The sequence below is a fragment of the Terriglobus aquaticus genome (genome assembly GCF_025685415.1).
Classification (GTDB): domain Bacteria; phylum Acidobacteriota; class Terriglobia; order Terriglobales; family Acidobacteriaceae; genus Terriglobus; species Terriglobus aquaticus.
This window is the reverse complement of the sequence record NZ_JAGSYB010000001.1, coordinates 2274536-2296116: the sequence shown is the minus strand read 5'-3', so window position 1 is coordinate 2296116 and position 21581 is coordinate 2274536. Positions and strand designations below refer to the sequence as shown.

Below are 21581 nucleotides of genomic sequence, written 5' to 3'. Positions count from 1 at the left end.
CTTCACGGTTCTATGCGTTATAACGAACACGGTGCCGGTCCGCTCGTGCGATCTGCAGGTGCGGATAGCTCGATCCACAACAACGCAGAGAGGAGTACTTGGATGGAGAAGCCTGAGAAGATCCTTAGCCCAACCGTACAGCCTGACACGGGGTTGAAAATCAAAATTCCCGATACCGAAGAGGGCAGGCGATTTCTGGAAGATCTGAAGCAGCTTTTGAAGGTAGAGGATCTGCCCTTCCAGAAAGTTTGCTCTACCGCACAGCGTCCGACATATCTCGATGCAAGCGCCGCGCCTTCTTCCGAAGCGTCGGGATCGACAACGTATAGTCTGGACCTCCGCCTCGAGCAGGAAGGCTGGGCACCGTAGCTCGTCGGTCTACGCTAGGGCCCCGGATCGCAAATGCATTTCGCTCTCGTCACTGCACCGACGATTACGGAATTTCGCTCCCGCGAGGAGATCCTTAGCAGGGCCGTGCAACAGGCAGCCTTGCAGCCGCAGCTCGGCATCCTGTCCGTCGCGTCGGTACTGGAGCAGTGGGGCGACCTCCCGCACCTGTTCGATGTGAATGCGGAGTACCTTCGCTTCGCGTTGAATGGCGAACAACCCTGCATGGACGAATTCGCGGACTACATGGGAGCGCTGGCGGTCCGCTCTAACGCGGATGTGTACGGCCTGAGTTCGATCTGTAGCTCGTTCCCTCTCAGCCTGAGGATTGCAGATGCCATCAAACGGCTTCGACCGCACGCGATGGTCCTCTTTGGCGGTCCCCAGGCTTCTGTGGTGGATGAGGCGGTACTTCGCCGCTTCCCCGCAGTCGGTTTCGTTCTGCGGGGTGAAGTTGAGCGCTCCTTGCCAATCTTTCTCCGTGAACTTTGCGGGAATTATCGTTTCGCGGATGTGCCTGGGCTCTGTTTTCGCGACGGCAACCAGGTGTATCGAACAGCTAGTCCACCCGTCATCGAAGATCTGGATTCCCTGCCCTCTCCTGCGTATCACCTGAGCAGTTATCTTCGGGATGCAACCTCGGCCTCCATCGAATTGGGTCGGGGCTGCCCGTTCTCCTGCAGCTTCTGCTCGACCAATGACTTTTTTCGCCGACGCTTCCGCCTTCGTTCGCCGGAGCGGGTGTTGGCGGACATGCGGCAGATCGCGGAGACCTATGGAATCAGCCATTTTGAGCTCGTGCACGACATGTTCACCGTGGATCGCAAGCGAGTAGTTGCCTTTTGCGAAACGCTGCGCGCGTCGGGCGAAGCGTTCACTTGGGACTGCAGCGCACGTACGGACTGCGTTGATGCTGAGTTGCTGCAGCAGATGGCAAGCAGCGGCTGCCGTGGACTATTCTTCGGCATCGAGTCCGGCTCGACGCGCATGCAGCGGATTATCGATAAAGATCTGGATCCGGCGAAAGCGGAAGCCATGCTGCAGGCCTGTGAGGACGTTGGTATCCGTACCACGGCGTCACTGATCGTCGGCTTTCCCGAAGAGAACTGGGCAGATGTAGCTGACACGTTGCAGATCTATATGCGGTCAGCTCGGTGCAAGCGCTCCCATCCTCAACTGAATTTGTTGGCGCCGTTGGCAGGCACTCCGCTGCAGACCAGGCATGCGGCCGATCTAATCCTCACGGACTTCAACTCGAGCATGTCGCACCAAGGCCTGAGCCAGGCCGACATGGAAGTCACGCTGATCCGGGAGAACCCGGACATCTTCTCGAATTTCTACCGGATTCCCACGCCCGACCTTGATTGGACGATGCTCTTTGACCTTCGCGAATGGCTGAGCATGATCACCGAACACTTCCGTTGGCTGCTGTGCGCCCTCGTCAGGCGAGTCACTCCACTGGACTTGCACAAACAATGGCTCGCGTGGAGCGAAGAGTCTACGAGATGTCGCAATGCAGGAGAACTACGCCGGTATTACGCGCGTGACATCGCTCGATCGGACTTCCTTCGCTTTGTGCAAGAAGGAGAGTTTCGATCGGATCCAGTTGTTTCTACTCTGCTCAGGGTCGAAGCTACTCTCGCATCGGCCGGAGAAGCTAGAGGTTTGTATGCAAGGCAAAAAGGGTGGCGGCTCGCAACATCGGTCCAAGTGCTCACGTTAAGTTACAGCCTCTCTGCGTTGACGGCGGCATTGGCCGCCGGCGATGAGCCAACTTCAATGCAGTCCTTCTATGCATCGCGTAAAGACGATTCCACGCTTCGCCTTCACTGCATCTCTCCCTTTCTCGCCAAGCTTCTCAAGCTTTTCGGGGCGGGCTCCGGGGCGGAGATTGGCTCGTTCCTGCGACAGGAATACGGATTAAGCGACACGTATGACTTAACCGAACTTATCGAACAGCTAATCCATGAACTGCACAAGGATGGATGGATTACCTTCGACGCCTCGCTCACGGCGTAGGCACTTGCGAAGTGGCGGGCTGGCGTCGGCTCGGAACCGTACATCGTAGCGTAAGCGTCGGACCGATGGACAACTTCGAGTGTGGTGAGCCCTCATCGATTGCAGATCTCGCGCGTACGTACAGCAAGATTCCAAGAATCGACGTAGCCCAGAGGCCCCTTCGTGGGTGAGCTCGTAGGGCAACGCTTCTCCGCTACAAACCGCTCCTAACTCTCTATACAGCCTTCGCCTCTGATCAAGCGGAGCTGACAGGTAAAGATCCACTTTGCAGGATCAGAACACGCAGTGATCGTGGCAACTTCGAATCGATCTTGAGTCCTTTGCTCACCGGCTTCTGCCCATGGCTTCTTACTAATTGGGGTTCACAGACGCTGGACCTGACTCGACGTCAGTTCACGACAAAATCGTACTTAACAAACAACACACCTGCTGTTGCTTGGCCATGTGCTATCTCCGCCCATGGTCGGCGCATGTCGCTCTAGTCTTCTAGTCAGAATGATGGTGCTTTGATGAATGGCTCGACAATAAGTCGCTGTACCTGTGCGGCTATAGGCAGCGTTGCAGTGCTGCTTGGCTTGCGAAAACGAGGAGTTGGAGGAGCGCTCTCTGTGGCGGCTGGCACCGGACTGATTGTCTACGGCGCGTTCGCCAGATCTGAGCAAGAAGCAGCAGGACATAACAGTCACTCGTCACAGCCGATCACGGGCGTAGTCACCATCGGCAAGCCGCGAGACGTGCTCTACCGTTCGTGGCGAGATCCGGCGACCATGTCACAGGTTTTCGGAGATGTAGTTCAGGTTTCCCGCGAGGGCGAGGACCGGTTCCGCATGCGTATCAGTCTTCCCGGGCAACACGAAATCACATGGACTTCGCGGCTGATCAAACAGGTTGAAGGGACGAGCTTCCAATGGCGGTCTGAGCCCGGTGCAACCGTTCCTCACGAGATGTCCCTTCGGTTTCGTGACGCAATACCGGCCGAATTTGGAACAGTGGTCACCCTGAGTGTTTCACCCCTGCCCGACAGCACACTTACCAGCGCATTCGTACGGTTTACCCGCTCCCTGGATCGAGCACTGCTCATGAAGCTGCTCCGCCGCTTCAAGTCGCTGGTTGAAACCGGCGAGATCCCCACCCTATCCCGCAATCCAGCCGCGTGGCCCCGCGCGATCGCCGCAGTGTAGGAGTTCAGCATGCGAGCACTCTGTTGGAATGGTGTCAATGACCTGCGGGTCGAGACCGTCCCTGATCCCGCGATCGTAAATCCGCATGACGTCATTCTGCGGGTTAGCTCTTCCACGACCTGCGGCTCCGATTTGCACTTCATCGACGGATACATCCCGACCATGCGCGCGGGCGATGTGATTGGGCATGAGTTCATGGGAGAAGTCGTGGAGACCGGCCCCGATGTACGCAAGGTGAAAAAAGGCGACCGCGTGGTCGTTCCGTCCTTTATCTGTTGCGGACATTGCTGGTTTTGCCAGCACGACCTTTGGTCACTGTGCGACAACACAAATCCAAACGCTGAGTTACAGGAGCCGTTGCTGGGAGGCACAACCGCTGGCATCTACGGCTACACACACGCATTTGGTGGTTACGCTGGATCGCACGCGCAATACGTCCGTGTTCCACATGGAGATATTGATTGCTTCAGAGTGCCTGAGGGCTTGCGCGACGAGCAAGTGCTGTTCCTCTCCGACGCTGCTCCCACCGGCTATATGGGCGCAGATTTCTGCGTGACACCGGGTGCGACTGTCGCTGTGTGGGGTTGCGGTGGGGTGGGATTGATGGCGCAAAGAAGTGCTTACCTGTTGGGCGCGGAGAGGGTCATCGCCATCGATCGCTTTCCGGAACGGCTCGCTGCGGCGCGGGAGCACTGTGGCTCCGAAACGATCGACTACTCAACCGTCGATAGCGTCCTGGACACATTGAAGGAGATGACGGGCGGTCGGGGCCCCGATGCATGTATCGACGCGGTTGGCATGGAAGCGCACGGCACAGGATTTATGGCCAAGTACGACGTTGTGAAGCAGGCTCTTCGTCTCGAAACCGATCGAGGCGAAGCCTTGCGCCAAGCGATCATGGCCATCCGGAAGGGGGGAACGCTGTCGATCCTCGGAGTCTATGGCCTGATGGACAAGTTTCCCATCGGCGTGATCATGAACAAAGGGCTAACCGTAAAGACTGCACAGCAGCATGGTCAGAAGTACATGAATCGGCTTCTTGAGCATGCGCGCAAAGGCGAACTGGACACCAGCTTTCTGGCGACGCATACCTTCTCTTTGGAAGAGTCGCCAAAAGGGTACGACATGTTCAAGCACAAAAAGGACGGCATCCTGAGGGCGGTCTTCCGGCCGAACTAGCGTTGCCCGGCTTGTAACGAAGCTCCTCAGGCGCATGGCTGCGAACCGCGCCTGAGGAGGCACACTCCTGGAGACATGCTGTTCTTCGACGCGTCTTCCAAAGACCTCCATCAACTTCGTCTTCCAGCGAGCTCGCTGGCAGCAGAAAGGTGCAAACCATGAAAGCGCTCGTGTACCACGGTCCTCGCAAGGTCTCCGTCGACAATGTCGACGACGCAACCATCGAAAAACAAACCGACGTACTGGTTCGTATCACCACCACGAACATCTGCGGGTCAGACCTTCATATGTACGAGGGCCGCACAGACATGCCAGCAAACAGTGTGCTCGGGCATGAAAATATGGGAGAGGTCATCGCGGTTGGCAAGGCAGTCGATCGGGTGAAGGTTGGCGATCGCGTTGTTCTCCCCTTCAACATCGGTTGCGGATTCTGTGCCAATTGCGAGCGCGGGCTCTCTGCCTTCTGTCTCACAACGGCAGATCGCAGCGTGATGCCCAATATGGCTGGTGCCGCATATGGCTTCGCCGATATGGGACCATATCGCGGCGGCCAGGCCCAACTTCTTCGGGTTCCCTATGGCGATTACAACTGCCTTGTCCTGCCGGAGGACGCGGCGGAGAAAGAGCGCGACTATGTCATGTTGTCGGACATCTTCCCAACTGGCTGGCACTCAACTCGTCTAGCCAATCTGACACCCGGCGACTCGGTCGTAATCTACGGCTCCGGCCCGGTGGGACTGATGGCCACGCTGTCCGCGCGTGTGCAGGGAGCCAGCCGGATCTTCGTCGTGGATCACAATACCGATCGGCTCGCCTTGGCAGAGAAGCTAGGTGCTACCCCCATCGTTGAAGATGAGGGTCGTGAAGTCCAGCAGATACTCGACGCTACAAGCGGACAGGGTACAGACTGTGGTTGCGAATGCATCGGGTACCAGTGCCATACGCCGCAAGGAAAGGAGGTGCCCAACCTTGTGATGAACTCGCTGGTGAACGCGGTTAAGTTCACGGGGAGCATCGGCGTTGTAGGAGTGTTCGTTCCACAGGATCCGGGCGGCGCGGACGAGCTTGCGAAGAAGGGGGAAATTGCCTTCGACTTCGGCAAGTTCTGGTTTAAAGGGCAGAAGATCGGCACGGGTCAGTGCAACGTAAAGGCCTATAACCGTAAGCTGATGGAACTCATTCACAACGGCCGCGCGAACCCATCCGCGATCATCTCCCATGAGTTGCCGCTGAGCGAAGCACCTGATGCTTACAAGAACTTCGATAAGCGCGTCGAGGGATGGCACAAAGTAATCCTGCACCCACAAGCAGCGTAGGAGAGGTGCTCGGGCCCTCCTGGCAGAGGGTCCGAGCACTTGAGGACGGCACGGCCTAGAGCTCTCCGCTTCGTCTCGTTCGGATCGGATAATCATCGAGCTCATACCCGCTTGACGTCGCGCAATAAGGCAGAAGGAGAGTCGCATGGATCGTTGTGGCATTCTGGTACTTCTCGAAGCGAAACCTGGCAAGGAACAAGAGGTAGCCGATCTTCTAACGTCGGCCAAGCAGCTTGTTTTGCAGGAGCCCGACACATTGAAATGGTTCGCGTTCCAAACAGGACCGGCGACGTTCGGTATCTTCGACACCTTTGCCGATGAGGATGGCCGTCAAGCACACGCTACCGGAGAGGTTGCGAAGGCACTTTTCGCAAAAGCGGAAGAACTCTTTGCGAGCGCGCCACAACTGCACATGGCGGATCTACTCGCGACGAAGTAGAAGTCTTCCCAAGCACCATTGCTGTATCGCGTGAGCCGACTCATTCCTCCCGGGTTGTGAAGCGCAGTTCCAGAAGTGTGGCATGGGCGTCGCGAGCCATATTCAGCCTGAGGTTAACCTCGGGTTCGTGGCTGTGATCCGTGAATGCCTGACTCTCACCGTCAAGCTAAAGGCATCTTAGAGCAGAAGTAGGTACCCGAAGAGGTCCACGGCGAGGCGCAATTTGGGAGGAACAGCAAAAGAGGGAAGCAGCCAGAAGAGCGGCATGGTGCGCGTGCGTGGTGCCCGCGAGCACAACCTGCGAAATGTGGATGTGACAATCCCGCGAGATGCTCTCGTGGTGTTCACCGGCGTCTCAGGTTCGGGCAAGTCTTCGCTGGCATTCGGGACGCTATATGCGGAGGCGCAGCGGCGTTACTTGGAGTCTGTATCCCCTTACGCGCGGCGCTTGTTTCACCAGCTCTCGGTCCCCGCGGTGGATTCTATCGAGGGCTTGCCACCTGCGGTAGCTCTGCAGCAGCAAAGGGGAGCACCGACAACGCGATCGTCTGTCGGGTCTGTGACAACCCTTTCGAATTTGTTGCGGATGCTGTATTCGCGGGCGGGTGACTATCCACGCGGACAGGCTTTGCTCTATGCAGAGTCCTTCTCACCCAACACGGCGGAGGGCGCGTGTTCCAAATGTCATGGGCTCGGCCGCGTGTACACGGTCACTGAGCAGTCGATGGTGCCCGACGCTTCGCTGACGATCCGCGAACGAGCCATTGCCGCGTGGCCGACGGCCTGGGGTGGGCAGAATCAGCGCGACATCCTGGTCTCGCTCGGGTACGACGTCGACCGGCCGTGGCGGGATCTGCCGAAGCAGGATCGCGATTGGATCTTGTTTACGGAAGATCAGCCGCAGGTGCCGGTGTATCCGGGCCTCACGCCTGCCGAGACCCGGCAGGCGCTGAAGCGAAAGCTTGAGCCGGGATACATGGGAACCTTCACGAGCGCGAAGCGACACGTCTTCGAGACGTTCGCGAAGACACACAGCGCGATGATGAAGAAGCGCGTCGCGCGCTTCATGATTTCGGAAGTGTGTGACGTTTGTCACGGCAAGCGGCTGCGACCTGAAGCGCTGTCGGTGAAGTTTGCGGGCATGGACATTGCGGACATTGCGGCGCTGCCCCTGAAGCGGCTGGCGGCGGTCATCGAGCCGTATGGGAGAGCCGGCGGGAACGCTCATCCTGCCAATCCGGAAAAGAAAGAAGTGACGCGGCGCATCACCTGTGAGATCGGGGACAGACTCAAGGTCTTGTTGAATCTGGGGCTCGGATATTTGTCGCTTGAGCGCAGCACGCCAACGTTGTCGCCGGGTGAGTTGCAGCGGTTGCGCCTTGCGACGCAGTTGCACTCGAATCTGTTCGGTGTGGTGTACGTGCTGGACGAGCCTTCTGCGGGATTACATCCGGCGGATACGGCGGCGCTGTTGGACGCGCTGGACGCTCTAAAGCAAAGTGGCAATTCACTCTTTGTGGTGGAGCACGAGTTGGACGTGGTGCGGCGGGCGGACTGGATCGTCGATGTGGGGCCAGGGGCCGGCGAAAAGGGCGGCGAGATCTTGTATTCCGGCCCCCCAGAAGGTTTGCGTGCTGTTGAGCGCTCGGAGACTCGTCGCTATCTGTTTGCACCCGCAACGGTCGATGATGCGGAGCGGCGACCGCCATCGGGCTGGCTGACCTTGCAGGGCGTGACGCGAAACAATCTTCTGGATATAGAAGCAAGATTTCCGCTTGGGGTGTTGACCGCGGTGACGGGTGTGTCAGGGTCTGGTAAGTCGACTCTGGTGAGCCAGGCCCTTGTAGAACTGGTGGCGACGCGGTTGGGGCAGACCATCGACATTCAGGACGAAGAGGCGGGGGATGGCCCGTCCGAAGCCGTTGTGAGCGTGATAGGCGGACGAGTCGTCGAAGGCGTGGAGGAGATACGTCGGCTGGTGGTGGTAGATCAGAAGCCGATCGGCAGGACACCACGGTCGAATATGGCGACCTATACAGGGCTGTTCGATCATGTGCGTCGGATATTTGCAGAAACCAAGCTGGCGCGATCGCGGCGCTACGATGCGGGACGGTTCTCATTCAACGTGGCAAAAGGCCGGTGCGAGACGTGCGCAGGCGAGGGTTTCGTCTGTGTGGAACTGCTGTTTCTGCCGAGCGTGTACAGCCCGTGCCCCACGTGCCACGGGGCACGTTTCAACGCGAAGACATTGGAGGTGCTGTACCGCGGGAAGAGCGTGGCAGATGTGCTGGGGATGACGGTGGATATGGCCGCTGAGTTCTTCGCAGAGGAAGCGACGATTGCGCGAGCTCTCGAGACGCTGCAGGAGGTTGGGCTGGGGTACCTTCGTCTGGGCCAGGCAGCTACGGAGTTATCGGGCGGAGAGGCGCAACGAGTGAAGCTGGCGACCGAGTTACAGCGGGCACAGAGTGGCCGGACACTGTATGTGCTGGACGAGCCGACGACCGGGCTGCATCCGGCTGACGTGGACCGGTTGCAACGACAGTTGCGGAAGCTTGTGGATGCGGGAAATACGGTGGTGACAGTCGAGCACGACATGCAGGTGATCGCCGGCGCCGATTGGGTGATCGACATGGGGCCCGGAGCGGGAGATGAAGGTGGAAAGGTGTTGGCGGAGGGCACACCGGAGGTGATTTCAAGAGTTAAGAACAGCCGCACTGGACCTTATCTGTTGAAACATCTGGATTAGTGCAGCATGCTGCACCCAGTCCACTCGCAGTTGCGGAGAGATGCACTCAGTGTCTGATGAGTCTGCCGCCAACGGGATCTACGAAGAGCGCCCGTTTGCAGTCCCCTGGATATCAGTAATTGACTTTGCTCAAATCGATTTCCGTCGTGAGCGAGAGGTGGCCGGAGTCTGGTCCGGCAGAGATGCCATATCTTCCCTTCGCAATGGTCCAGCGATGGTCGGTCTCGCTCCAGATGCCGAGGCGTTCCTTGGGTACGTCCACAACTACGCTTGCTGTCGAGCCACTCTCAACGTGCACCTTGGCCCATCCAATCAGGCGTTTGGGCGGTTCTCCTGTGTTCGAAGGCATGGCTGCATAGACCTGCGCGACCTCGTCACCCGCTCGCGTCCCGGTATTTCGGACCGTGAAGGTCACGCGGATCGTGTTGCCTTGTTCCACTCCCAGCGACGAGTACTCGAACGACGTATATGACAGGCCGAAGCCGAACGGGTAGAGCACCGGCTTATGCTGCTGGTCGTACCAGCGATAGCCCACCTGCAAGCCTTCGTCGTAGGCGATCGGGTAGGAAGGCAGGCCGGCAAGCAGTTTGCGCGACATCTTCGCCTCATCACTCCAGTCTTCCTGCGACGCTGCAGGCGGCGAGGCTAGCTGGGGATGGGGCAGGTCGGCGTCACTGCGTGGGAAGGTGACCGGGAGCTTTGCTGATGGGTTCACTTTGCCGAACAAAGTATCCGCGATCGCCTCGGCACCCGATGTTCCGCTGAACCAGGTCTCCAGCACTCCGCCCACCTGGTCAAGCCACGGCATCAGCACGGGGCCACCCGTCTCCAGCACGACTGCCGTGTGAGGATTCGACTTGGCGACCGCCGCAATCAGCGCATCTTGTGAGTCGGGCAGAGCAAGCGTTGGCAGGTCCACGCCCTCCGACATGTACTGGTATGCGTACACGAGCACAACGTCCGCCGCTGCCGCTGCGCGACTGACGCGTGCAAGATCTGTTCCGTCGTCGAAGGCGACGGCGGCGGAAGGTGCGGCTTCTCGCACAGCATCTAGCGGCGCATCCGGGAACCAAACCGCCTTCTGCCAATCCTGCTTCCGCTCCTTCGCGGGAATATCGCCGATCGCGTTGCCGCTGGGCGGATCGACCTGTGCCGATCCACCGCCGGAGATCATGCCCACGTTCGCATTGCGGCCTACGACCAGGATGCGTTGCGGTCGGCTCGCGTCCAGGGGAAGCAGCGCATGTTCGTTGCGCAGAAGGACGATGCTCTTGCGTTCGACCTCTCGCGCCAGGCGGGCATGAGCAAAAACATCCGGAACCTGCTTCTGCGGCGGATCGTCCACCACGCCTGCCTCGAACATCGAGCGCAATACGCGGTGCGCGTGGTCATCCACTTCGCGTTGCGACACCTGCCCGTGCTCAACAGCCTGCTTCAGCGCCGGGCCGAAGAAGACGTTGCTGGGCTGCTCCTGGTCCAGGCCCGCTCGCGAAGCGGCCACCGTGGAATGCGTGGCAAGCCAGTCCGAGATCACGAAGCCCGGATACTTCCACTCGCCTTTCAGCACCGTCTTTAACAAGAAGTCGTTCTCGCAGGCGTAGGTGCCGTTCACGCGGTTGTAGGCGCACATCACGGCTCCGGGATGGCCGATCGCAATGCCGGTCTGGAAGGCGAGCAGGTCTGTCTCGCGCATCGCTCGCTCGCTGATTTCCGACGAGATTGCATGCCGGCCACTCTCCTCGTCGTTCACGGCGAAGTGCTTGATGTGCCCGACGACGTGCGTCGATTGCACGCCGCGAATCAGGTGACCCACCATCGTTCCAGCAAGCAGGGGATCTTCGCCCTGATATTCAAACGTACGTCCGTCGCGTGGCTCGCGGGTCAGGTTCACGCCGCCGCCTAAAGTCATGTTGTAACCCAGGTTGCGCAGCTCCTGCCCGATCATGGCACCGTAGCGCTCCGCGAGCTGGGTGTCCCACGAACTGGCCAGCGCGATATTTGCGGGCAGGGCAGTGGAGTAGCGGCCGCTGCCCGCCGAATAGCACACGCCGCTCGCTGAATCGATGATCTGCAGTCCCGGAAAGTCCTTGTCAGGAAAACCCGGAACGTATCCGGACCCGCCGTTGCCATCGCGCGCCAGCGGGTCGGGCCGCCCGTCGTGTGGGTCTCCGGTGCCGTGCAGAAGTTGAATCTTTTCATCCAGCGTGAGCGTGTGCAGCAGCAGGTCGGCCCTCTGGTCGGCAGTCAGCTTCGTGTTCATCCACGGCTTCGGGGCGGGCTTCTTGGCGTCGTCCGCGGCGTGCAGCACGACCGCAGGAGCGATGCACAGCAAAGCAACTGTGTGCAGAAAAGAACGCGAAGTTGAATGCATCGTTCCTCCTTATGCGGGCAACGTCGTAGAGCGTCCTCGAACCAGCCAAAGCGCAATGCCAGACAGAGCCCAGACGGTTCCAACCGTCAAGGCAAGCGGACTCAGGTTGATCCAAAGCAGCAGGCAGGTGAGCAGTCCAGCCGCGGATGGAAGTACCCACCGCCACAGATCGGCCCTGCGCTGGCGCACGGCGTGAATGATGCAGGCAAGGTTCACTCCCATGAAGGCGAGCAGCGCGCCATAATTCAGCAACTCTGTTCCGAGTGCATAGCTGAACAGCAAAGCTCCGGCCAGCGACAGCGCACCGATGAGCAGAACATTGTTGCGCGGCACACGACTCTTCAGCGAAACCGATCCGAAGAAGGTGCGGGGCAATGCTCCATCCTGTCCCATGGCGTACAGCAAGCGCGCCGCACCCAGTTGCGACGCCATGCCAGACCCGATATTGGCAACAAGTAGCGCCGCATTCACGATGATGAACAGTGCTGCGCCGCCCAGACGCTGCATCACGTGAACGTATGCGGTATCCACGTCTGGGAAGGCGGTCGTGATCGGCCAGGCCAACTGCGCCACATACACCTCAATAGCCGCCAGCACGCCCGTTAGCAGGCACGTAAAGATGATCGCGCGTGGAATGTCTCGGCTGGGCCGAACCGCTTCGTCGCTCAGCGTGGAGATGCCGTCGAAGCCGATGTACGTGAGCACCGCGATCGACGTCCCGCGAAGGAGCCCGGACATCTGAAAGTGTCGCGGATCATAGAAAGGTGCCATCAGGAACTGCGATGTGATCGCAGGCAAATGCAACAACCATCGCACCGCGGCGCCCAGGACCAGCACGATCACCAGGCCCAGCGCGAGCGCCATACCGCGATTGATGCGAGCGGACGTTTCGACTCCCAGGCAGTTGACCAGTGTGAAGAACGCTGCGAAAAAGATGGCCCACGCGATGTACGGAATGCCCGGCAAGAAGTTGATTGCCGCACGGCTGCACCAGATGGTACAGATGAGCGGATTCAACACGTAATCCATCACCAGACACCAGCCCGTAAGGTAGCCCGCTCCGGTGTGCACTTCCTTGCCGACATACAGGAACGCCGATCCACCCTGGGGATGAATCTGCGCCATCCGACCGTAGCTCACGCTGGTGAACAGCATTGCGATCATTGCCAGCAGAATCGCGGTGACCACGTGGCCGTGCGCCGTGGTCTGGATTACGCCGAAGACGGGCATCGGCGCCGTGGGCTGAATCAGGATGATGCCGTAGAGCACCAGGTCTGAAAGGCGCAGCGATCTCCGAAGCCCGCCATGTTCTGTAGCGTCACTCACGCGTCACTCCGCCGCCTTCAGGGTGGCATGTGCAACGTTCCAGCCCTCCACCTCAAACACTAGATCGCTCGGCAAAGATTGCGGCAGAACACCCGTGAGCACGACGGTTCCTCCCGGCGCGATCTCAATCCAGTTGTCGGACCACATCACCGGCGCCACCAGGTCGCCGGCCGCGGTACGAGCCGCCACGTGAACCTGAAACGCAAGATTGCTGGATGGATTGCGTAACGTCACCTTTGCCGTATGCTTGTCTGCGTTTCGCAACGCAATGTGCGTCTCAACCTGCGCTGCAGGCAGCCGAGTCAACGCCGCCAGGTCTTCGTAGCGATCTGCCGGGGTGTGCGTGTAATTGGTTCCGTACCAGTCAAAGCTGGTCAGCGTCGTCGGCACCCAATACACGTTGTGGCTTACCTCCTCGCCTTTGCTGTCACGCAAGGCGAGGTCGAGAAAGAGGATGCGCTGCCCGCTGCGGTATAGCGCGACAGGCACGGTTGTCACCTGCTGAACGCTGTCTGCGGCAAGGGTCACGTCCTGTTCGTTGCGGTACAGCTCCTTCCATGCCAGGTCACGCACGCTCACCGCTGCGTGCAGCGGCCCAGATGCGGCGTAGGTGCTGTTCACCACGTCGATGCCGCGATCATCGTACGCGTATTGGATGTGCAGAGGTTCACACGCCTTGCGCGTCGCGAAGTATCCTGCGCCGGCATCCAGGTAGTAGTCGTACAAGTGCCAGATCATCGAGGGCCAAGCATTGTTCAGCATCCACTGCACCACGCCGGTAGCCTGGTACTTGCTGCGCGTGTATGCCTCAAACATGGCACGTTCGGAATCGTAGGTGAGCGTCTGCCCCATGCGCTCGTACTCGGCAGCAGAGGTCGGCTTGCCATAGATGGCGGCCATCGCGTTGTCGAACACGTTGAGCGTCGCGAACTCACCACTGCCGTTGTGCAGGCGCCAGTCATCGGTGGGAGGCCACGCCTCCGGATCGCTCAGGAACTTCTTCCGGCTCGCCAGCGAGGGAATCGCAGGGCCGGGACTCGTTTCCGTGTTGAAGCCCCACGCGCCACCGTACCGCTGGTCCACGTACCAGTAGCCTGGCTCCACGTAGTCATACGGCCCGGTCATCTTCACGCCATTTGCTCCGCTCACTGCTGTGTTCTGTGAGGATGCAGCACTGAGTATCGGATTGGGCCAGTGTGTTGCCGCCTCCACATCCAGATAGGCGCGCTCCACCTTCGGCGGCGGCGCATTGTCGCTGCCATTCAACCAGACCAGCAGGCTGGCATGGCTGCGCAGTCGCAGCAACTGATCCTGCAACGATTTCGACGCGATCTTCAGGTCATCGTCGGTCCACGTCGACCACTGCTCCCACTTGTCGCAGCAGCACCAACCCAGCATCACCAAGATGCCGCGCTCATCCGCGAGCCTGAAGAACTCATCCACTTCCAGCTTGCCCTCAAGCCGAATCGTGTTCAGGTTCATCGCCTGCACCAGGTCCATCTGATCCCGCAGCTTCTGGCTATCTGTTCGCAGCAGCATGTCCTGCGACCAGCCAGCGCCACGAATCAGGATTGGCTTGCCATTCACGCGAAACAGGCGGCTGCCATTGCCCGTCAGCTCCGAAGTCATCTCGCGGACGCCGAACGAGATCTGCTTATCGTCCGTCTTCACTCCAGACACGCTGACGGCCAGGCTCAACTGCTCCAGGTGCGGTTCTCCCATCTGCTTCGGCCACCACGGCTTGGGATCCGTCACGTGCACGGGCGCGAACGTCACAGTGCGAGTCTCGTGAGCGGCGAGCTGCACCTTCTGCTCCACAGGGTGACCCGCTACCGTTCCTCGGATCACAGCAGACTTCGCCTCGGCCGTCGCGTTCTGCGCTTCCGCGTAAACGGTCAGGTCAGCGGCGCGCAGCGCGTTGTCAGCAAAGTGTGTCACGACCATGGGACTGTTCAGCACCACATCGCCCGTGGTCACCATCGAAACAGCGCCCCACAAGCCCATATCTTTGTCGGGCGGTGCCGGATTCCAGTCGACCCAATTAATTCCGAGATCCTTCTCCGTCGGCGCAAATACCTGCAGCGCAACCACGTTGTCTTTGCCGGGTTGCAGCGCGTCGGTCACGTCGAAGTCGTAGATGCGATACGCTCCAGCGATCGCATCCTTGCCGGCGATCAGCTTGCCATTCACCCACAGCTCGCCGCGATAGTTGATGCCGCCAAAATGCAGCCAGGTGCGCCGGCCCTTCTCCGGCCGTGCGGCGAACTGTTTGCGGTACCACCAGCCGCAGCGATACGGGCTGTCCTCGGGCATCGGCAGGTTTGCAAAGTTCCTGCCAACGGGATAGCCCATGCCCGGAAGCTTGCGCAGATTGTTACCGAAATAGGGGTCGGGATACTGGCCCGCAGACACCTGTGCCGCCAACACCGTGGCCGGCACGGCAGTAGGCAGCCAACCCTCCGCGCTGTACGACACCGAAGAGAGCTTTGCTCCATCCTCCTGCAAGCCACAGCCCGTGTGCAGCTGCCAACCCTCATGGAATGCGGTCTCCGCCGCAAAGATGGGTGAGCTCAAGCAGACGAACACAACAAGCAGGAACAGCAGACGATTGCGATGCATGGCAGATCTCCAGCGCGTGGTTTGGTTCCGGGAGCAGAGATGGATGAGGACTGGCGGGGTCAATGCGAAGCTCGCTTTCTGCCCGCAATGCGAGCCGTGGACGCGCGCAACACCAGTTGTGGTGGACTGGAGAACTTGCCAACTCGCTGTGTTCCTGCGGGTTTCTGCAGCAGGCTCAGCATGCGTTCTACCGCTTGCAGTCCCATCTCGCGCATCGGCTGCCGCACAGTGGTGATGGGCGGAGTGGCCACCAGGGCAGGCAGCACATCGTCAAAGCCCACCACGGAACAGTCTTCCGGTACCGATCGTCCGGCCTCGTACAAGCCACGCACCACACCCAGCGCTGTCATGTCATCAAACGCAGTCACCGCAGTGAAGGTCTGCTTCGTCTTCAGCAGTTCCGCAACGATCGTGCGACCGCCTTCAAACGCATCGCCGGGGCTGCCCAGCATCGGCAGTTGCGGCGTAAGCTCTGGCAGTAATCTCACACCTGCCTCCGCCGCGGCACGCTGCATGCCTTCCCACCGCGGAGCGCTGTCAAACATCTCGCCCGGGCCGCGGATCACCGCGATCTTCCGGTGTCCCAGTTCCAGCAGATGCTTCATGGCCAGATAGCCGCCCTCTTCGTTGTCCAACAGGTACGACGTCACGCCGCTGTGGGTCAGATCGCGCCCAATGATCAGCATCGGAACCGCGTTTTTCTTGATGTCCGCAAGCAGGCTGGCCTCGTCAAAGGTCCAGCTTGCGATCACGATCACTCCATCCACACGGCGTTCCAGCATCAGCCGCAGAGAGTGATCGAAGACGTTGCGCTCCGTGTGCGCGTCCATTACCAGCGGCAGATAGGCCGTCTCTTGCAGACCGTACTGTATTCCCTGCACGACCGGCATACAAAAGGGATCGGAAAGATCGAACGCCAGCACGCCGACCGTGCCGGAGCTTTGCTTGCGCAACGAACGCGCGCGCGCGTCGGGGTGGTAGCCCAGCTTGGCCGCTGTGGCTCGGATCTTTTCCCGTGTGGACGCTGCAACGTTTGCCGAAAGCGGCGCCTCGCTCAACGTGATCGACACCGTGGACACGGAAAAGCCCGTGGCGCGTGCCACATCGCTCAGCGTCACGTGGCCGGATTTTCGCTGCGGCATCTGGTGTGGCCCCTGCCTGTTTAGGAGTGTTGTAGAAATCAAGTGAACGAAAAGCTTGACACGCCTTCACTGCGGAACTATATCTGCTATTCACACTTATTCAAAGGTTTGAATAGCCGGAAGCAGCAAAAAAGTTCTCTCCTGGAGGCCTTCATGGCAGGACGTAGCTCGCGGCATCTTCTTCCCCTCGTGGCAGCAGCATGCTGCACGGTTTTCGCCGTTACCACGTTCGCCCAGGCTGGCCGTGGAGGCGTCAGCGGTACCGTGACCGACACTGCGGGAGCCGTCGTTCCTGACGCTGCGATCGAACTTCGGGAAGTCAAGACGGGCCTCGTCCAGAAAGCGGCAAGCTCTCACTCCGGCGTCTACAGCTTCGTCTCGGTCGCTCCCGGCACCTACGAACTCACCGTGACGCACCCGGGCTTCAACACAGTTCTGCAAAAGAACGTGGTGGTCACCGTGGACCAGACCAACAGCATCAACGTGCACCTGCCGATCAGCAGCGTCAACGAAACCGTCACTGTCGACGCCTCAGATTCGCCGATCAATACCTCCAGCGCAACCGTCGGTCAGCTCATTCCGGCGGAGACCATCGACCGTGTTCCGCTGCTCACCCGCAACGTCTACCAATTGGTACAGCTCAGCACAGGCGTATCACCGGCCAATGGCACCGCGAACTCGTCTGACCTGCAGAGCATCAACAACGCGCGCACAGGCATCGACGTCTCTTCCTACACCATCAACGGGTCGCTGCAGGGGAACGTCTACTTCATGCTCGATGGCAGTCCCATCGGCGTTGCTGAAAACAACATCGCGACCATCATGCCCGCATTCCAGGTGCCGCAGGATGGTGTTGCAGAGTTCCGCGTGGAAACGCAGAACACTCCGGCCAGCTATGCCAGCGGTGGCGGCGGCGTGATCAGCTTGGTCACCAAGTCGGGAGGCAACAGCTTTCACGGCGACGCCTTCGGTTACTTCCGGCCCAACGCTGTGGCGGCGAACGACTTCTTCTTCAAGCGCGCCAACCCTGGCGTGGGTACGCCCGACTACCACCGCTACCAGGAGGGCGGAGCGATCAGCGGTCCCATTCTCCGGGACAAGCTCTTCTTCTTCGGCGACTACGAAGCCACGCAGCAGGCCTATTTGGAAACGGGCAGCTACACGGTACCCACTGCTGCCGAGCGCACCGGCGACTTCTCGGCCGACAGCTTCACCATCTATAACCCGCTGCTGCCCGACGACCCCAACACGGGCCTTCGTCAGCCCTTCGCCAACAACATCGTTCCGGCGGCAAACATCGACCCCGTCGCGAAGTACTTCTCTGACAAGCTGCCGCTGCCCAACACCGCCGGCCTGGGACCCTTCCACACCAACAACCTGACCACCTCGGGTCTGGCTCCGTTGCACGCGCAGAAAGGCGATGCTCGCATCGACTTCGCCCCCAACAGCAGCAACCGCATCTTCGGTCGCTACTCGTATGGCCACACGCAGCAAGGAAACAGTAATCAGTACGGCGATGCCAACATGTTCAACCCGCTGTACTACGTGAATCTGACCACGACGAACAACATCCTCATCGGCGACGACATCACGCTGTCACCAAAATTACTGCTGCAGCTTCGTTATTCCTTTACCCGCCACAACGAGAAACAGACAGGCGATCCGCGCCAGGACAACTACAACATCACGACCGCCGGTTTTCCCCAGTCGCTGGCCGACCAGGTCGTCTTCAAGCAAATCCCGCTCATCACGTTCTCTGACACGGCTCCAGTGGGTGGCACCGGCAACTATGACAACTTCATCTTTGTCAGCGAGAACAGCGATGCCAGCGCGTCCATCACGCACCTATTGGGCAAGCACGAGTTGAGCGCCGGCTTTGAGTACCAGAAGAAGTTCATGAACCTGGGACAGCCTGCCTTTCCAGCGGGCGCGTACAGCTTCGATAAAACCGCAACCAGTTCCACCACGTTTGCCGGAGACGGCAGCGACTGGGCAAGCTTCCTGATCGGCATGGGTTCAGCACCCGGCAACGAGGCCGACAACTTCACCAAAGACCTGTTTGGCGCCGTGGCAAGCCCGTATTACGCAACGTTTGTGCAGGATGTCTACCACGTCACGCCAAAGTTCACCGCAACCGTGGGTGTGCGCTGGGAGATCTTTGGCGGCCGCACCGAACGGCACAATCGCCTGGAGTACTTCGACCCGACCCTGGCCTACACCGTGAACGGCGTCGCACTCACCGGTGGGGAACGCTTCGTGGGTGGAGATCGCCGCTCGCCCTTCAATACAAATTGGAAAGACATCGGCCCGCGTGCCAGCTTCGCTTGGGAGCCCATGCCCGGCACAGTCGTGCGCAGCGGTGCCGGCATCTACTACGGCCCCAGCGCCAACATGGTCGCGAACACCTCATTCGACAGTGACGGCTTCACCTCATCCACCACGTGGAACGCCACGCAATACAACAGCGACGGCAACACGGTGCTGCTCAATCCGCTGAGCAATCCATTCCCGAACGGCGTTGTCATCCCGCAAGGCTCTGCTGCGGGTCCTGCCACCAACATCGGCGTGGGCCTGAGTACCGTGCTGCCCAACCCGCGAACGCTAACCACCTACAACTACAACTTCGGAGTCGAGCAGCAGTTCCCAGGCCACACGGTGTTCACGCTGGCATACGTCGGCAGTCGCGGTCTGTTCCTCTCGCTAGGCTCAATCGACCTGAATACGCTTCCCATTCAGACCATCGCGCAGTACGGCACACAGCTCTGCGTAGACGGCAGTGCCGGTTGTCAGATGGTCGCAAACAAGTGGAACCCGATCCTGCCCGCCACCAATCCGTACGCCGGATCCAGCACCGTGCCATTGTGGATGTCGCTGCTGCCCTACCCGCAGTTCTCGAACGGATCGTTCAACCATGGCGTGACCGTGAACGGATTTCCTGTTGCGGACTCAAGCTACAACTCACTCCAGACCAAGGTTGAAAAGCGGCTCAGCAACGGCCTGACGATGATCAACAGCTTCACCTGGAGCAAGCTTCTGACCGATGCCAGCTACACGCCGCTGAACTTTGTCGGCTATCACTCCGGTAGTCCGCAGGACTGGCGCAATCTGAATCTCGAGCGCGCCGTCTCTCCGCAGGATGTGAAGTTCCAGTTCAACTCGCAGATTTCCTACGACCTTCCCATTGGTAAAGGCAAACTGCTCAATCTGCATGGCGTAACAAACTCGCTGCTGGGTGGTTGGACCGTCAACACCATTGTGTACCTCAGCAGTGGCGTGCCTATCGCGGCCCCGGTGGGAACCGGCAATCCGTACTTTAATCAGCGCGTCGACCTGACCTGCAATGCCAGCCAGGGTGCGCCGCACACCGCCGAGCAGTGGTTCTCGCCCTCGTGCTTCTCGCAGCCAGCAAGCCAGTTCGCCGCCGGAACCGCACCGGCTTACTTGTCCAACGTGCGCACTGATGGCGCCCACAATCTGGACGCCTCGCTCTACAAGACCTTCGCCATGCCACACGAGACCAACCTGCGGCTCGAGGTCGCCGGGTACAACGTGACCAACACCGTGCAGTATGGTTACCCCAACGTCTTCTGGAACCCAGATGCTGTAACGGACCCAACCGTGTTGACCGGCTTCGGTGCCGTGTTCGGCGCGGCGAACACACCTCGCCAGTTCCAGTTCGGTGCGCGCTACACCTTCTAGAGATCAGCTGTAGAAACTCGCATCCCCAAACCCGATCAGATCGCTTCGCGTAATATCCGTCACCTGAACCTGTTGCTGATGATCTTCGTCAACGGAGTGGCGGAGATCCAGATGCGCGCCATATTCGCGTTCAGCGCATCCAGCATGCTTGATCTGGTGCGAGGCCATGAATAGACAAGCGTCGTGGCGACAAATGACTGCCAACGGAATTAGCCTTCACAAACGCCGTTGTAGGACGTGACGAGGTATGCCGTCCTCGGATATGTCGCGGTCACTTGCGCAAAGGGGTGGCGCCGAGGATGTGATAGGAGCCGTATTGGATCGTGAGCTGGGCGCGAAGGCCAAGCGGAAGATTGCTGCTGGAAACTGTTTTGAGCGGGAAGTAGAAGTCACCGACCTTCTGGAAGTCCGTGGTGAACTCTCCTTCGGTGATCCAAGGAGAGGGGTTCACCGCTGGCTTTCCCTGTATGCGCACGACAGCATAGTCGGTCATGTTTACCCACACACGCCCAGCGTAGGTGAACTCGCTTGCTACTTTTGGCGTTACGTCCAAGACCAGGCAAGTGCCGGCCGGAAGTTGTTCGCGGCCAACGAGCACCATCGTGTAGTTCTCCAAAGTAAGCGCAGACGCTTTTTGTGCGGCAGCACCGGCAGCCGTTTGCTCGGCAGTAAGCGCTCGCTGGAAGACACTGTCGCGGATGATTTGCGCTCCTGTTGCGGACAGGATCGTGAACTGCTTCGTTGCGGGTGCGGTAAAGGTCATAGCCACGGTCTCCGTCGCCTCGCCTTGGCTGAGCGCACCCTGGTAGGTCACGGTCATTACCCTCCGACTCTCGTAGCTCGTGAGTGCAGCTTTGCGCTTTTCAGTCATCTCAGCGAGGCGATGCGCGATCTGCTCTACCTCTGACTGCCGATCGGCGGGAAGCAGCTGCGGACGCGCTTTCTGTAAAGCAAGGGGGATGAGGAGGCACAGCATCAGAGCCTTGGATCGAAGGTGAATCAAGTTGTGCCTCCAGCGGCCTTGGATGGCCAACGCGCGTGTTCATATTCACAGACGCATGAGCTGCTGGTTAGTGACGCGGGCGAGAGCAGACTCTCCCCAAAGTGGTACCCGGTGCTCTCACACGAAACAACCGCAGTTCGGCAGACGCCCT

Annotated in this window: 13 protein-coding genes; 8 read left to right on the top strand and 5 right to left on the bottom strand. The window is 59.6% G+C overall.

Going from position 1 to position 21581, the window contains the following annotated elements; genetic code table 11:
* Positions 1-102: 102 nt before the first annotated feature.
* The 7 genes from OHL12_RS09675 (at position 103) to uvrA (ending at position 9270) form a co-directional block, all read left to right on the top strand.
* The gene (locus tag OHL12_RS09675) at positions 103-369 is read left to right on the top strand and encodes a hypothetical protein (RefSeq protein ID WP_263413617.1); all 267 of its coding nucleotides are present in this window, start codon (positions 103-105) and stop codon (positions 367-369) included.
* A gap of 33 nt (positions 370-402) precedes the next feature.
* Complete coding sequence (locus tag OHL12_RS09670; RefSeq protein WP_263413616.1) at positions 403-2406, top strand: B12-binding domain-containing radical SAM protein; 2004 nt, start codon at positions 403-405, stop codon at positions 2404-2406.
* A 608-nt stretch (positions 2407-3014) separates the two neighbouring features.
* Positions 3015-3587 carry an SRPBCC family protein gene (locus tag OHL12_RS09665; protein ID WP_263413615.1) on the top strand — a complete coding sequence of 191 codons (573 nt, stop codon included), beginning with the start codon at positions 3015-3017 and terminating at the stop codon, positions 3585-3587.
* 9 nt (positions 3588-3596) lie between these two features.
* A complete protein-coding gene (locus tag OHL12_RS09660; RefSeq protein WP_263413614.1) occupies positions 3597-4766 on the top strand; it encodes a zinc-dependent alcohol dehydrogenase in 1170 nt (389 codons plus the stop codon).
* A 158-nt stretch (positions 4767-4924) separates the two neighbouring features.
* A complete protein-coding gene (locus OHL12_RS09655; protein ID WP_263413613.1) occupies positions 4925-6082 on the top strand; it encodes a glutathione-independent formaldehyde dehydrogenase in 1158 nt (385 codons plus the stop codon).
* A gap of 145 nt (positions 6083-6227) precedes the next feature.
* Positions 6228-6521, top strand: a complete 294-nt coding sequence (locus OHL12_RS09650) for a putative quinol monooxygenase (protein ID WP_263413612.1) — start codon at positions 6228-6230, stop codon at positions 6519-6521.
* 265 nt (positions 6522-6786) lie between these two features.
* Entirely contained in the window at positions 6787-9270 is a 2484-nt protein-coding gene (gene uvrA / locus OHL12_RS09645; protein ID WP_263413611.1) for an excinuclease ABC subunit UvrA, read from the top strand.
* A 112-nt stretch (positions 9271-9382) separates the two neighbouring features.
* On the opposite strand, the gene OHL12_RS09640 is transcribed toward uvrA, so the two are convergent.
* The 4 genes from OHL12_RS09640 to OHL12_RS09625 are packed head-to-tail and all read right to left on the bottom strand — an operon-like array spanning position 9383 to position 16728.
* Complete coding sequence (locus tag OHL12_RS09640) at positions 9383-11641, bottom strand: glycoside hydrolase family 3 protein (protein ID WP_263413610.1); 2259 nt, start codon at positions 11639-11641, stop codon at positions 9383-9385.
* 9 nt (positions 11642-11650) lie between these two features.
* The gene (locus tag OHL12_RS09635; protein ID WP_263413609.1) at positions 11651-12967 is read right to left on the bottom strand and encodes an APC family permease; all 1317 of its coding nucleotides are present in this window, start codon (positions 12965-12967) and stop codon (positions 11651-11653) included.
* A gap of 3 nt (positions 12968-12970) precedes the next feature.
* A complete protein-coding gene (locus OHL12_RS09630) occupies positions 12971-15586 on the bottom strand; it encodes a glycoside hydrolase family 2 protein (protein WP_263413608.1) in 2616 nt (871 codons plus the stop codon).
* A 59-nt stretch (positions 15587-15645) separates the two neighbouring features.
* Positions 15646-16728 carry a LacI family DNA-binding transcriptional regulator gene (locus OHL12_RS09625; protein WP_263413607.1) on the bottom strand — a complete coding sequence of 361 codons (1083 nt, stop codon included), beginning with the start codon at positions 16726-16728 and terminating at the stop codon, positions 15646-15648.
* A 153-nt stretch (positions 16729-16881) separates the two neighbouring features.
* Here OHL12_RS09625 and OHL12_RS09620 point away from each other — a divergent pair, with 153 nt between their 5' ends.
* Positions 16882-20427: a TonB-dependent receptor gene (locus OHL12_RS09620; RefSeq protein WP_263413606.1), complete on the top strand. Its 3546-nt coding sequence runs from the start codon at positions 16882-16884 to the stop codon at positions 20425-20427.
* Between the two features lie 271 nt (positions 20428-20698).
* Here OHL12_RS09620 and OHL12_RS09615 read toward each other — a convergent pair whose 3' ends face one another.
* Positions 20699-21247 (bottom strand): LolA-like protein, encoded by a 549-nt coding sequence (locus OHL12_RS09615; protein WP_263413605.1) that lies wholly within the window; start codon positions 21245-21247, stop codon positions 20699-20701.
* Positions 21248-21581 lie beyond the last annotated feature (334 nt).